This window comes from Sphingopyxis sp. Soil_C_28 (assembly GCF_057657055.1).
The window spans coordinates 157,255-172,226 of the sequence record NZ_JBDGJE010000002.1 but is presented as its reverse complement, the minus strand read 5'-3'; the positions used below and the strand labels follow the sequence as shown (position 1 = coordinate 172,226).

At 65.5% G+C, this 14,972-nt stretch carries 9 protein-coding genes; 6 read left to right on the top strand and 3 right to left on the bottom strand.

Features of this window, described 5'->3' with window-relative positions; genetic code table 11:
• From AC3A43_RS08985 to AC3A43_RS08960, 6 genes are all read left to right on the top strand, one after another.
• Window positions 1–468, top strand: coding sequence for an SRPBCC domain-containing protein (locus AC3A43_RS08985; protein WP_487792200.1), 468 nt, complete (start codon window positions 1–3; stop codon window positions 466–468).
• A 66-nt stretch (window positions 469–534) separates the two neighbouring features.
• The gene (locus AC3A43_RS08980; RefSeq protein ID WP_487792199.1) at window positions 535–2,943 is read left to right on the top strand and encodes a ligase-associated DNA damage response DEXH box helicase; all 2,409 of its coding nucleotides are present in this window, start codon (window positions 535–537) and stop codon (window positions 2,941–2,943) included.
• A gap of 96 nt (window positions 2,944–3,039) precedes the next feature.
• Window positions 3,040–4,062 (top strand): aspartyl protease family protein, encoded by a 1,023-nt coding sequence (locus tag AC3A43_RS08975; RefSeq protein ID WP_487792198.1) that lies wholly within the window; start codon window positions 3,040–3,042, stop codon window positions 4,060–4,062.
• Window positions 4,063–4,102: 40 nt separating this feature from the next.
• Entirely contained in the window at window positions 4,103–4,825 is a 723-nt protein-coding gene (gene pdeM / locus AC3A43_RS08970) for a ligase-associated DNA damage response endonuclease PdeM (protein WP_487792197.1), read from the top strand.
• Between the two features lie 152 nt (window positions 4,826–4,977).
• A complete protein-coding gene (locus AC3A43_RS08965) occupies window positions 4,978–7,779 on the top strand; it encodes a TonB-dependent receptor (protein WP_487792196.1) in 2,802 nt (933 codons plus the stop codon).
• A 240-nt stretch (window positions 7,780–8,019) separates the two neighbouring features.
• Window positions 8,020–10,746 (top strand): TonB-dependent receptor, encoded by a 2,727-nt coding sequence (locus AC3A43_RS08960; protein WP_487792195.1) that lies wholly within the window; start codon window positions 8,020–8,022, stop codon window positions 10,744–10,746.
• Between the two features lie 95 nt (window positions 10,747–10,841).
• Here AC3A43_RS08960 and holA read toward each other — a convergent pair whose 3' ends face one another.
• The 3 genes from holA to leuS are packed head-to-tail and all read right to left on the bottom strand — an operon-like array spanning window position 10,842 to window position 14,970.
• Entirely contained in the window at window positions 10,842–11,873 is a 1,032-nt protein-coding gene (holA, locus tag AC3A43_RS08955) for a DNA polymerase III subunit delta (protein WP_487792194.1), read from the bottom strand.
• The gene (lptE, locus tag AC3A43_RS08950; protein WP_487792193.1) at window positions 11,870–12,406 is read right to left on the bottom strand and encodes an LPS assembly lipoprotein LptE; all 537 of its coding nucleotides are present in this window, start codon (window positions 12,404–12,406) and stop codon (window positions 11,870–11,872) included. The genes holA and lptE overlap by 4 nt, the downstream gene beginning before the upstream one ends.
• Window positions 12,406–14,970: a leucine--tRNA ligase gene (leuS, locus tag AC3A43_RS08945; protein ID WP_487792192.1), complete on the bottom strand. Its 2,565-nt coding sequence runs from the start codon at window positions 14,968–14,970 to the stop codon at window positions 12,406–12,408. Before leuS ends, lptE begins: the two co-directional genes overlap by 1 nt.
• Window positions 14,971–14,972 lie beyond the last annotated feature (2 nt).

The window sequence follows — 14,972 nt, the reverse complement described above, 5'->3', positions numbered from 1 at the left end:
ATGACCGCCGCGGTGATCGTCGCGCTGCGTGTCGGCGTATCGCCCGACGTCGCCTTCACCGCCTTCACCCGTGACATCGGCCGGTGGTGGAAGAGTCATCCATTGTTCCAGCTCTCGCGCCAGGGCGACGGCGCGCTGCGCTTCGACCCCGCGGGCCCCGGCGGCAGGCTCGTGACGCGCTTCGACGATGGCAAGGAGTGGGAAGTCGGCGCGGTCCATCATTGGCTTCCCGGCGACCGGCTGACGTTCGGCTGGCGATTGCCGAGTTTCCGGGCGGATCAGGCGACCGAGGTCGATGTGCGGTTCGAAGCGGTCGGCGGCGAAACGCGGGTGACGGTCGAGCATCGCGGCTGGGATAGTATCCCGCAGAAGCATGTCGCGCGCCACGGATTCGAACTGATGCTGTTCCAGCGCAGGTTGGGCGAACATTGGCGCGGGCTGCTGAAGGAAATGGCCGCGGGGGCCTAATCGCCCTCACGCTTTCGGGAGGGGGAAAAGCTTGCCCCGCGCTGCGCGCCGCCCCACGTTCCACTTATGGACCTCCCCGCCCCCTTCACCGACTGGTTCGCCGCGCGCGGGTGGCGGCTGCGGCGGCATCAGGTCGATATGCTCAGCGCAGGCGCGCGCGGCGAAAGCGCGCTGCTCGTCGCGGCGACGGGGGCGGGCAAGACCTTGTCCGGGTTTTTGCCGACGCTCGTCGATCTGGCCGCGCATCCGACCGATCGGCTGCACACATTATATGTGTCGCCGTTGAAAGCGCTGGCGGCCGACGTCGAACGCAATTTGCTCGGGCCGATTGCCGACATGGAACTCGACATCAGCGTCGAGAGCCGCAGCGGCGACACCAGTTCGGACAAGAAGGCGCGCCAGCGCAGCCGCCCGCCCAACATCCTGCTGACCACCCCCGAATCGCTGTCGCTGCTGCTATCCTATCCCGACAGCTTCAACATGTTCGCCGATCTGAAGACGGTGGTGATCGACGAGATTCACGCCTTCGCACCGGGCAAGCGCGGCGACCTGCTCAGCCTCGCGCTTGCCCGATTGCAACACATCGTCCCGACGCTGCGCCGCGTCGGGCTGTCGGCGACGATAGCCGATACCGCCGCCTATCGCGGCTGGCTGGCGCCGAACGGCGATTCGGGAACGGTCACGCTGGTAGAGGGCGAAGCGGGTGCCGATCCCGATATCCGGATATTGCTGCCCGAGGGCGCGGTCCCCTGGGCGGGGCATTCGGGGCGCTGGGCGGTGCATCAGGTGATGGAAGAGATCGCGAAGAACCGCACGACGATCATCTTTTGCAACACGCGCGGGCTCGCCGAATTGACCTTTCAGGAATTGTGGAAGGTCAACGACCTCAGCCTGCCGATCGCGATCCATCACGGCAGCCTCGACCGCGAAGCGCGCCAGCGCGCCGAGGCGGCGATGGCCGAAGGACGCCTGCGCGCGCTCGTCGCGACATCAAGTCTCGACCTCGGGCTCGACTGGGGCAACGTCGACTGCGTGATCCAGATGGGCGCGCCAAAGGGGTCCTCGCGCCTGCTGCAGCGCATCGGGCGCGCCAACCACCGGCTCGACGAGCCGAGCAAGGCGCTGATCGTGCCGGGCAACCGCTTCGAATATCTCGAAGCGCGCGCGGCGCTCGACGCGGTCGAGGCCGGCGAGCGCGACGCCGACCGTTTTCGCCCCGGCGCGCTCGACGTGCTGGCGCAGCATGTGATGGCGCTCGCCTGCGCCGCCCCGTTCAAGGAGGACGAACTGCTCGCCGAAATCCGGTCGGCGACGCCGTATCAATGGATCGACGCGCAGACCTTTGCACGCCTGCTCGGCTTTGTGCGCGACGGCGGCTACGCGCTCAAAAGCTATGACCGCTTCCGCCGCCTCGCCCCCGACGGACAGGGCGGCTGGCGAATCGCGCACCCGCGATTGGCCGCGCAGCACCGGCTCAACGCGGGGATCATCGTCGACGCCCCGACGCTCGACGTGCGGTTCAAAAATGGACGGCGGCTGGGCAGCGTCGAGGAATATTTCGCGAGCACGCTGACCGCGGGGGACACTTTTGCCTTTGCCGGGCTCAGCCTCGAGGTCGAATCGATCCGCGACACCGACCTCTATGTCCGCGCCACAACGCGGCCGGCGCGCATTCCGAGCTATATGGGCGCGCGCATGGCGCTGTCGACGCGGCTCGCCGACCGCGTCCGCGGTTTCCTCGCCGATCCGTCGAGCTGGGAGCGCTTCCCCGAGGATGTACGCTTCTGGCTCGAAATGCAGGCGCTGCGATCGGTGCTGCCGCGCCCCGGCGAACTGCTCGTCGAGACGTTCCCGCACGAAGGCGTGCATTATATGGTGACATATCCGTTCGAAGGGTGGAACGCGCATCAGTCGCTGGGCATGCTGATCACCAAGCGCATGGAGCGCGCGGGGCTTCAGCCCTTGGGTTTCGTCGCGTCGGACTATGCGCTGGCCATCTGGTCGCTGCGCCCGGTCACCGATCCGGCCGCGCTGTTCGACTCGGCGATCCTCGAAGATGAATTTATCGAGTGGGTCGAAAGCTCGCATCTGCTGAAACGCGCATTTCGCGAAGTCGCGGTGATTGGCGGGCTGATCGAGCGCCAGCATCCGGGCAAGCGCAAGACGGGCAAGCAGGTGACCTTTTCGACCGACCTGATCTTTGACGTGCTGCGCAAATATGAGCCCGACCATCTGCTGCTCGAAGCCGCCTGGGCCGACGCCCGCGAGCGGTTGACCGATGTCGCACGGCTCGGCGACCTGCTCGACCGCGCGGCGGGGACGATGCTCCACAAGACACTGCCCCGGATCAGCCCGCTCGCAATCCCCGTGCTCGTGCTGATCGGGCGCGAAAGTATCCCCGCCGCCGACATCGACGACGCGCTGCTCGGCGAGCTGGCCGACAGCCTTGCGGAACAGGCGATGGGACCGGGATAATCGGCGGATTTTCAGGGCATGCCGCGACCGGCGTTTCGCTTGCCGCGAAGGGCGATGAGGCGTAGATTGTGCCCAAACATAATGAGGATGCCAGCGATGACCCAAGCTACCAAGCGGTCCGTCCTGTTCGCGTTGCTGCTCGCCGCGCCCGCGCTGATCGGCGCGACGCCGGTACCGGGCGATCCGGCGCCTGTCCCGGCCGCGGCCGAAGCGGTCACCCCGCCCGTCGTCGTCGTCCCCTTCATCGAGCCCTTCGACCTCGATGCAACGCGGCGCATGTCGGTCAAGGTGATGGTCGGCGGCCAGGGGCCGTTTTCCTTCCTCGTCGATACGGGTGCCGAACGGACGGTGATCGCGCGCGAACTGGCCGAACGGCTTGGGCTGGTGCAGGGCGAAAAGCTGCGGATGGCGACGATCGGCGGCTCGGCGACGGTGCCGAGCTATCGCGTCGCGGCGCTGCAGATGGCGAAGCTGCACCTTGCCTCGGTCAATGCGCCCGCCTTTTTCGGGCGGCATATCGGCGCCGCGGGCCTGATCGGCGTCGACATGCTCGAAGAACGCCGGATCCTGATCGATTTCCGCAAGGAAAGCATGCAGATCCTCGAAACGCGCCGCCGCGCACAGCCGATCATTCGCGACGATGACGCTATCGTCGTGACGGCGCGCAATTCGGCGGGACGCTTGATCCTTTCCGACGCACGGCTGAACGGCAAGCGCATCGACGTGATCGTCGACACCGGGGCGCAGACGAGCGTCGGCAATATGGCGCTGCACAAACTCGTGGCAAGCAAGCGCGCCAACCGCTTTCCCTTTGTCCCGACGATGCTGGCCGCGGTGACCGGCGAAGACGTGCCGGCATTGCGTAGCGCGATCAAACGCATCGTCATCAACGGCATGGACGTCAACGACTTGCCGGTGAGCTTCGCCGACGGTCAGGCGTTCCGTGCGCTGGGCCTCAACGACCGGCCGGCCCTGCTGCTCGGGATGGACAGCCTTGCGCTGTTCGACCGCGTCGAGATCGACTTTCCGAACAGGCGCGTTGTGTTCGACCTGCCCGATGGCGCGAACCGCGACACGCGCCAACGCTTCGCCGCAAACGGAGCCGCTGCTGGGGGCTAGGGCGCTTGCGGCCGGGCGACGGCGGCGCCATAGCGGGCCCATGTCCGCCGCCGCGATTTTCGATTTTGCAGGCCAGCAGTTCCAGATGCTGGCCGACCGCGCGCTGTTCTGGCCGCGTCACGGCGCGCTGATCGTCGCCGACCTGCATCTGGAGAAGGCGAGCTGGTATGCCGCACTCGGTCAGCCGTTACCGCCCTATGACAGCCACGATACGCTCGACCGGCTCGCCGCGCTCACCGCTGAAACCGGGGCGCGGGCAATCTGGTGTCTGGGCGACAGTTTTCATGATCGCGAGGCGGCCGACCGGATAGCCCCCGCGGTCGCGGCGCGATTGTTCGGGCAGGCGGCGTCGGCAAAGCTTTTATGGATCGCGGGCAATCACGACGGGCTGACCGGCGGCGCGTGGGGCGGCGAGGTCGCCGACGAACTTTGCATCGACGGTATCGTCTTTCGTCACCAGAGCCTCGCCGGCGAAACGCGCCCCGAAATTTCGGGGCATTTCCATCCCAAACTGCGGCTCAACATCCGCGGCCGCCATGTATCGCGGCCCTGCTTCGCGGGAGACGAACAGCGTTTGATTCTGCCCGCGTTCGGTGCGTTGACGGGCGGCCTTGCCGTCGAAGATCCGGTCATCGCCGACAATTTTTGCGGTGATTACGAGGCGATGCTGGTCGCGCGGGGTCGCCGGCTCTGCTTCCCGTGCCCCGGCCGAATCGCGGATGACGCTACGGCAAGCCGCACGATCGCCGCCCGCCGGGCGTAAGCCTCGCCGAACGGGCGCTTTTCAGCCTGTGGCCAAAAAGCATCACCCGCCCAAAAACGACGCAAATACGTGCCTCCCGCTGGATCGGCCACGCAATTGAGTTATGCTCCGACTGCAACAAAAATAAATAAATGTTGAGAGGAGTGCCCGATATGAAATCATCTTCCCTTCGTGCTGCCCGTTTGCTGCGTACCAGCGCGCTGGGCGTCTCGATCGCCATGGCCGCGATCGCGGTCCCGGCCTTTGCCCAGGATGCGCCCGCCGACACTGCGACCGACGATAGCGACAACACCCCGATCATCGTGACGGCGCAGGGCCGCTCCCAGCTTCTGTCCGACGTGCCGGTCGCCATCTCGGCCGTCAGCGCCGAAACGCTGCAGAACAGCGGCGCGAACGACATTCGCCAGCTCAATCAGCTCGCTCCGTCGCTGCTCGTCTCGTCAACCGGATCGGAAGCCAATGGCTCGGCGCGTATCCGCGGCATCGGGACCGTCGGCGACAACCCCGGGCTCGAAAGCTCGGTTCCCGTGTTCATCGACGGCGTTTACCGCTCGCGGTCGGGCATCGGCCTCAACGAACTCGGCGAAATCGACCGCATCGAAGTGCAGCGCGGGCCGCAGGGCACGCTTGGCGGCCGCAACTCGTCGGCAGGCCTGATCAGCATCTATTCGAAAAAGCCCGATTTCCAGTTCGGCGCCACGGGTGAGGTCACCTATGGCAATTACGATTACTGGCGCCTCGGCGGCAGCGTCACCGGTCCGATCAGCGACACGCTCGCCGCGCGCATCGACGGCGTGTGGGTGAAGCGCGACGGCTTCCTGCGCGATGCCAACAACAACCGCGACGTCAACAATCGCGACCGCTATTTCGTGCGCGGCCAGTTGCTGTTCGAACCGACCGATGCGCTGTCGGTGCGCCTGATCGCCGACTATACGTCGCGCGACGAGGAGTGCTGCGGCGCGACCTATGTCGGCCCGACGGTCAACCCCACGATCGGCAATCTCAACACGCCGAGCAGCCCCGGCGCGGCGGCGACCGCGACGAGCAACAACATCATCAATGTGCTGCGCGACCTCGGTCAGCCGATCGGTGCGTTCAACCAGGGCTATAGCCGCAACATCTCGGTAACCCCGGGCCGCAGCTTTGCCGGCAAGACGAAGGATTATGGCTTCTCGGGCCAGATCGACTATGACCTCGGCGGCGCCACGCTGACCTCGATCACCGGCTACCGCGAATATCGGTCGAGCCAGGCGGGCGACGTCGATTATGGCACGGTCGATATCCTCTATCGTGCGCCCAGCGACGATAGCTATCGCCAGTTTCATACCTTCACGCAGGAACTGCGTCTGCAGGGCGAGGCCTTCGACGGCAAGCTCGACTGGCTGGTCGGCGGCTTCTACGCCAACGAAAAGCTGACGGTTCGCGACAATCTGCGCTTCGGCACCCAATATGGCCGGTTCGCGACCTGCCGTGTCATTTCGGGCGGCGGGCTTGCCGGCCTCTATTCGCCGACGAACCCGCTCTGCGTCGCCCCCGGTGTCGGTCCGGCGACGATCGCGGGTGCGACCGGCGCATCGGGAGCGGACATCCTCGCGGCGTTCACCGCGCTCGACGGGCTCAGCGATCGCGGCAGCATCAACGACCGCTATTTCCAGAAAGATACCAACTGGGCGCTGTTCACCCACAATATCTTCCACATCACCGACAAGCTCGATTTCACCTTTGGCGTGCGGTATACGAACGACAAGAAGAAGTTCTCGGCGACCTTTACCAACGACAACACGGTCTGCACCACGGTGCAGGGGCTGGTTCTCGACGATCTGTCGAGCACCAATGCCACCGCGCGCGCGCTGGCCGGTGCGCTCATCGGCCTCAGCTGTCAGGGCAATTCGACCGCCGAGCTCAACAATGTGTCGATCCGCGACAAGCGCAGCGAGGATGAGTTTACCGGCACCGCGATCCTGTCGTACAAGCCCATCGATGACCTGATGGTCTACGCCAGCTATTCACGCGGCTATAAGGCGGGCGGCTTCAACCTCGACCGTTCGGCGCTGAAATCGCCGATCCTGCCTTTCGCGGCATCGGGTGGCGCACAGGCCCTGGTCAGCAACCTGCAGTTCGATCCCGAAACGGTGCACAGCTATGAGCTGGGCGCCAAATATTCGAACGGTCCGTTCGGCATGGGACTGACCTTCTTCCGCTCCGACTTTTCGAGCTTTCAGCTGAACACGTTCAACGGCACCGTCTTCCTGGTGCAGAACGTCAACGGATGCGATTCCAGCCTGAATGGCGGCGACCGCGACCAGAGCAAGTTCACCGGCGTGCCGAACTACAACGCGGCGGCGGCGACGACCGGCGCCTGTGCGGCCGATGATGTGAGCTACGGCGTGCGGACCGAAGGCTTCGAGCTCGAAGCCTCGCTGGTTCCGGCGCGCAGCTTCCGCATGACCGCGGGCCTGACCTATGCGAAGACGAAATATCGCAACAATCTGGTCGGCAACGACTCGGGCGCTCCGCTCGATCAGGCGCTCCGCCTGCTCCCCGGCAACAATCTGTCGAACGCGCCCGAACTGGTCGCAACCGGCAGCGTTGCGTGGACCCCCGACATCGGCAGCAGCGGGCTGACCGGTCTGGTCTATATCGATGGCCGCATGACCAGCGATTACAACACCGGTTCGGACCTGTTCCCGCAAAAGGCGCAGGACGGTTATGCACTGTTCAACGCGCGCATCGGCATTCGCGGCCCCGACGAGAAATGGGGCATCGAATTCTGGGGCCAGAATATCTTCAACAAGCAATATGCGCAGGTCGCCTTCAACTCGCCGTTCCAGGAAGGCGGCACATCGACCGGCACCGCCTTTGCCGATCCGCAATATCCGGGCGGCCGTCAGATCTTCTCGCAGTTCCTTGCCGAACCGCGGACCTATGGCGTGACGCTGCGCGGCAAGTTCTGATCGCGGGCAAAGCTTGAGACATCGGGGCGGGGCACATCGTGTCCCGCCCCTTTTTTTGCCCCGGACACGTCAACCCGTCATATCTGACAGCTGTGGCACAAAAGCCGCGCCCCGCGCGCAATGACGTTACGGCACGGGCTTGCGCTGGCTTGGCGCCGCCCAGTCGTGTTACGCTCGCGCAACAAGAAAAAAGACCGCTCTCCCCGCATCGACAGATTTTGTGAGAGGAGGGCCAGTCCCATGAAAAACCATAACCGTCGTGCCGCCTTCATGCTGCGCACAAGCGCCGCCGGCTTGTCGCTTTCGTTCGGCCTATTGGCGATGCCCGCCATGGCACAGGATGCGGGCGCCGAGACCGACGACAGCACGATCATCGTCACCGCGACGCGGCGCAGCGAGGCCCTGTCCGACGTCCCGATCGCCGTTTCGGCGGTCACCGGCGAGACGCTGGAAAAGACGGGGGCGACCGACGTCCGTGCGCTGGGACAAGTGGCGCCCTCGCTGCTGGTGTCGGGCGCGACAAGCGAGGTCAATTTTTCGGCGCGCATCCGCGGCATCGGCACTGTCGGCGAGAATCCCGGCCTCGAATCCTCGGTCGGCCTGTTCATCGACGGCGTCTATCGCAGCCGGACCGGGGTTGGCCTGTCCGAACTCGGCGACATCGAGCGTGTCGAGGTCCTGCGCGGCCCGCAAGGCACCCTGTTCGGCCGCAACTCGACCGCCGGCCTGATCAACATCGTCACCAAGGCGCCCGAGCTTGGCCGTTTTGCGGGCAAGGGATCGGTGTCCTATGGCAATTATGATTATTGGCGCGTCGACGGGATGATCAACGCGCCGCTGGGCGACAAGGCCGCGGTGCGCCTCGACGGCGTCTGGCAGAAGCGCGACGGCTTCATCGAGAATGTCACGCCGGGCGAACCCGATATCAATGACCGCGACCGCTGGCTGGCGCGCGGGCAGCTGATGTTCGAGCCGAGCGAGACGCTGAAATTCCGCCTGATCGCCGATTATAGCGAGCGCAAGGAGAATTGCTGCGGCGGCATCCTGCTAAACCCCGTGCGCAACCTGACACGCGGCGCCGACGGTTTTCCCGTGGCATCCGCGAATACGCTGCTGCCATTGCTGCAACTGCTTGGCGCAAACCATCAGGTTGCACCCGCCGGGTCCAGCTTCGTTCGCCGCCAGTCGACGACACCCGGGGTCACCTATCGGTCGGACACGAAGGACTGGGGCGTTTCGGGCGAACTCGACTGGGAGCTCGGCGCCGCGACGCTGACTTCGATCACCGCCTATCGCGATTACAAGAATGCGCAGGGGCAGGACGCCGATTTCAACACGCTCGATATCCTGCGCCGCACCGATCTCGACCGCCGCTTCCGCCTGTTTACGCAGGAGCTGCGGTTGCAGGGCGAGGCGTTCGACGGCCGGCTCGACTGGCTGGTCGGCGGCTATTATGCGAATGAGAAACTCGATGTCGACGACGACATCAAATATGGCGCCGATTATCAGCGCTTCGCCAATTGCCTTGCCGCCGCGACACTCGCGCCCGCACTGCTCAACCCGGCGTCGGCGACCTGTTCGAACCTGCCCGCCGCAAGTTTTCCCGGGTTCCAGGGAATCGCGGCGCTGCTCGGCGCCGCGCCGCTCAACGGCACCGGCAATAATGGATCGACCTTTCACCAGCGCAGCACCAACTATGCGCTGTTCACCCACAACAGCTTCGACATTATCGAAGACGCGCTGACGCTGACCGTCGGCGCGCGCTACACGCATGAGAAGAAGACGCTGTCGGGCGATGCCAATTTCACGAACACGCTGTGTCCGGCGATCGTCAATTCGTCGCTGCAGGCGCTCGCCAGCCTCGCCTGCGTGATCAACGGCACTGCGCCCGACATCGTCAAAGGCGCGCCGGGAACGAAGTTCAGCGAGGGCCAGTGGACCGGCACCGCGGTGCTGAGCTGGAAACCCGCGCCCGAATGGCTCGTCTACGCCTCGGCGTCGAAGGGATATAAGGCGGGCGGCTTCAACCTCGACTATTCGGCGCTCGACAGGCCGTGCAGCACGACGGCAGGCTCGGCAGCACAGAATGCCGCCTGCACGACGGCGCTGGCGCGGCCGGCGAACTCACCCGGCAACGGCCGCCCCGAAGCGAGCGACCTGCAATTCGCCAGCGAAAAGGTCGATGCCTATGAACTCGGGGTCAAATGGGATGGCCCCGGGATCGACGTCAACGTCGCCGCCTTCTGGCAGGAATATAGCAACTACCAGTTGAACACCTTTAACGGCGTCAATTTCGAGGTGACCAATATCCAGGCGTGCAAGGACGATCTGGGAACGGCTCCGACCGACAATAGTGCCGCCACGGGCGCCTGCGCGTCCGACCGGTTGAAACCGGGGGTCGTCGCGAAAGGCTTCGAGATCGAGACCTTCCTCCGCCCCGCGCGTGATGTCTCGGTCAACATGGGGCTGACCTATGTCGACACGCTCTATCGCCGCGATCTGGTGGGCACCGGCGGGCGAGCGCTGTCGCCGGTGCTGTTCCAGCTGCCCGGGCGCGGGGTGTCGAATGCCGCCAAATATGTCGCCACCGCAGGGATCAGCTGGACGCCGCCGATCGGCGGATCGGGGCTGACCGCGCTCGTCTATCTCGACACGCGGCTGCAGAGCGACACCAACACCGGCTCGAACCTCGACATCGAAAAGGAACAGGACGCCTTCGCGGTGTTCAACGGCCGCATCGGGCTGTTCGGGCGCGACCGTCGCTGGGGCATCGAGCTGTGGGGCCAGAATTTGTTCAACAAGCAATATTATCAGATCGGCGCCGACATGCCGTTGCAGGGATCGGGATCGTTCCGCGCCGTTGCAGCCCCGGCCGCCAGTGGACATCCGGGCACCGCCAACAAATTGTTCGTCGGCTTTCCCGGCGAACCGCGCACCTATGGCGTGACGTTGCGCGGCCAGTTCTGACCGTCTCTCCCCCTCCCCGGACGGGGAGGGTATGGGAGGGTCTGCCGCGGCCGGGCACTGTCGTGGCAGGCCCTTTCGTTTCCGCAGGCCGGTAATCAGCGGGCGCGGGCCGCCTGATGCGCGATGTCGGTCATCAGCTTGCGAAACAGTACCGCGCCCGCCGTGCCCGACGATTTGAGCGCACGCTCGCAATCGAGCAACCGGCTCATCAGCCGCGCGATGCGGACCGAGTCCCAGATATGGAGCTGCGCGGTCACCGCATCGCGTTCTTTCCAGAAGATTCCGCTGGTACGCGCCGACACCACCGTTGCGGGATGCGCGCCGCCATCGACTTCGGCGCGCAGACGCGCGAGCGCCATGGCGCGTATCGCGAGCGCGCGGATGATGCGGATCTCGGCGACGCCGACCGCCGTCGCCGTCGCCAGCATCTCGGGAAGCTCGCGCACTTTCCCGCCGAGCGCGACGTTGATGCACGCGCTGACATCCTCTTCGTGCGTTGCGGCGCCGAGCGCGGCGATGTCGGCGGCGGTCACCTGTCGCTGCCGGTCCGGCCCCGCGTCGAGATAGAGCGCCATCTTCTCGATCTCGCGCCGCATCAGCGCCTGATCGCCCGACACCAGGTCGACGAGCAATTGCGCATCGGCATTGGCGATCCGAAGCCCCTGCTCCTGCCCCGCCGCCATCGCGATGCCGACCAACGCGCGCCGGTCGGGCTGGTAACAGATCGCCGCGACCGCATGATCCGAACCTTCGACCAGCTTGACGAGTTTCGACTTGGCGGTGACCGACGCGCCGGTCGCGATCACCGGATTGATTACGGTGTCGGCGGCAAGCAACGCCTCGACCGCCGCGAGACTGTCGTCGCCGCTGCCGGCGAGTTCGACCCGGATCACGCGTGCGGGCGAAAAGAGCGACATCGACGCGGCTTCGGCGGCGAGCAGCGAGGGGTCCTGCGACAGCTGCGATCCCGTCAGGTCGAGCCGTTCGGCGTCCTTGCCCGCGAGGCCGATCAAATGGCTCGCAACGGCTTCCATCGTCGCTTCATCGGGGCCGGTGAGGAGGGTGAAGCGAACCGCGGGGTCGAGGCGCGACAGGCGTTCGAGTTCGTTCGGCTTGACCGATTTCATTGCCCGGCGGGCGCGGCAGCCGGTTGTCCGCCGCCGCGGTTCGCAAAGACCGCGAGGCGCGCGACGATCTGGTCGGCGACCGCCGAGGACAGGCGTTCGAGCGCCGAGGATTCGGCAGCGATCGTCGCATATTCGCTGCCGACGACGTCGATGCCTGCGTCGGAAAAAGCTGTCGCGTCGAGCAGCACTTCGCCGCTCGCGGCGTCGACAAGCTGGTAGCGCGCGCGCAGGGTGCGGCGTTCGCGCGTCACCGCATCGTCGGCGCGGACGCCAAAGCCGGTGATCGAATCTTCGAGCCGGACGTCGAGCCGCAGACGTTTGCCAGCGCCCTGTCCGCCCTGCGTCGCCTGAAGCCGGTCACGCAAGGCGTTGCGGACGAGCCAGCCATTATGCCCCTCGATCGCCGCGACATCGACATCGGCGAGTATCTGCGCCACCGCCCCCTTGCTGCCATTGGCATATAAGGGACGCAGCCCGCAGCCGCCGAGCATCAGCGAGGCGGCGACGAGCGAGGAGATGAGCAGGGTTCGCATCAGGGAACGATATTCACCAAACGGTCGGGGACCACAATGACCTTCTTCGGCGCGGTGCCGCCCAGCAGCTCGGCGATGCGCGGGCGCGCGAGCGCTGCGGCTTCTACCGCTTCCTTGTCGAGGCCTTTGGCGAGCGTCATCGTATCGCGCAGCTTACCCGCCATCTGGATCGCGATTGTCACCTCGTCATCGACGAGCAGTGCCGGATCGGCGGTCGGCCATGCGGCATCGGCGATCATCGCGGTTGTGCGCTGGCTTTCGGGAAGCGCAGCCCAGGCCTCTTCGGCGAGGTGCGGCAGCATCGGTGCGACGAGCAGGATCAAGGTGCGGCATGCCTCGGCGCGGGTCGCCGAGGGCGGTGCCTTTTCGATCTCGTTGGCGAGCGCGTGAATCTTCGCAACCGCCTTGTTGAAACCCAAGGCTTCGACATCGACGGCGACGCCGGCGATCGTCTGATGCAGCTTGCGCGCGAGGCCCTTGTCCTCGGCCCCGTCGCCGACATTTTCGGTGTCGCCGAACAGGCGCCACAGGCGCTGGACGAAACGCCACGCGCCTTCGATCCCCGCCTCGCTCCACGGCAGGTCGCGCTCGGGCGGGCTGTCGGAGAGCATGAACCAGCGTGCCGCATCGGCGCCATATTGGTCGAGGATCGCGTCGGGATCGACGACATTCTTCTTCGACTTCGACATCTTGATCACGCGGCCGACATCGACGGTATAGCCGTCGGCGGTCAGGATCGCGCCGTCGGGCTTGCGCTCGATTTCGTCGGGGGTGAAGAAGAGCGGCGGCAGGCCTTCGCCTTGTACGCGGCTATAGGTCTCGTGCGTCACCATGCCCTGTGTGAACAGGCTGGCGAACGGCTCCTTGATGTCGATCATCCCCATCTTGTTCAGTGCGCGCGTCCAGAAGCGCGCGTAGAGCAGATGAAGGATCGCATGCTCGATGCCGCCGATATATTGATCGACAGGCAGCCAGCGACGGATCACCTCGGGGTCGAAGGGCTTGTCCGCGGGTGAACTGGCGAAGCGCAGGAAATACCAGGACGAATCGACGAAGGTATCGAGCGTGTCGGTCTCGCGCAGTGCTTCGCCGCCACAGCTCGGGCACGCGACATGCTTCCACGTCGGATGACGGTCGAGCGGGTTGCCGGGGACCGAGAAATCGACATCCTCGGGCAGGATGACGGGGAGCTGGTTCTTGGGAACCGGCACCGTGCCGCAGGCATCGCAATGGATGAAGGGGATCGGGGTGCCCCAATAGCGCTGGCGCGAAACGCCCCAGTCGCGCAGGCGCCATACGGTCGTGCCCTTGCCCCAGCCTTCATGCTCGGCGCGCGAAACGATCGCCGCCTTGGCCTCGTCGATGCTCATCCCGTCGAGGAAATGGCTGTTCACCAGCTTGCCGGGGCCGGTGTACGCCTCGTCGCCGGTGAAATGCTGCGCGGTTTCGTCGCCGTCGGCGATGACGCGGTGGACGGGCAGCTCATATTTGCGTGCGAAGTCGAGATCGCGCTGGTCGTGCGCCGGGCAACCGAAGATCGCGCCGGTGCCATAGTCCATGAGCACATAGTTCACGACCCAGACCGGCAGGTGCAACGCGGGATCGAGCGGATGCTCGACCGCAAGGCCGGTGTCGAAACCAAGCTTCTCGGCCGTCTCGAGCTGCTCGGCCGACGTGCCCTGACGGCGGCATTCGGCGATGAACGCGGTGAGTTCGGGCGAATCCTTCGCCAGCCGTTCGGCAAGCGGGTGGTCGGGCGAAATCGCCGCGAAGCTTGCGCCATAAAGCGTGTCGGGCCGCGTCGTGAAGACGTCGAACCCCGCCGCGCCGCCCGCCATCTTGAAGCTGAACTCCAGCCCCTGCGACTTGCCGATCCAGTTTTCCTGCATCAGCCGGACCTTGTCGGGCCAGCTGTCGAGGCTGCCAAGGCCTTCGAGCAATTCCTCGGCGAAGTCGGTGATCTTGAGGAACCACTGCGACAATTTCTTCTTTTCGACGAGCGCGCCCGAGCGCCAGCCGCGGCCGTCGATCACCTGCTCGTTGGCGAGCACGGTCATGTCGACGGGGTCCCAGTTCACATAGCTGTGCTTGCGCGTGACGAGTCCCGCGGCGAACAGGTCGAGGAACAGCGCCTGCTCCTGCCCGTAATAATCGGGCTCGCACGTCGCAAGTTCGCGGCTCCAGTCGATCGCGAGGCCAAGGCGCTTCAGCTGCGCGCGCATCGACGCGATATTGTCGCGCGTCCAGCCGCCGGGGTGGACGCCCTTTTCCATCGCGGCATTTTCGGCGGGCATGCCGAACGCGTCCCAGCCCATCGGATGGAGCACGTCGTGGCCGGTCATCCGTTTGAAACGCGCGAGAACGTCGCCCATCGCATAGTTGCGGACGTGCCCCATATGGATGCGCCCCGAGGGATAGGGGAACATCTCGAGGATATAGGCCTTCGGCTTGTCGGCCCCATCCGCATTCTTGGAGTCGGTCGTGGCAAAGCTGTTCGCCGCCTCCCACGCCTTTTGCCAGCGGGCGTCGGCGGCGAGGGCGCCAAAGCGCGGTTCGCGGGTCATTC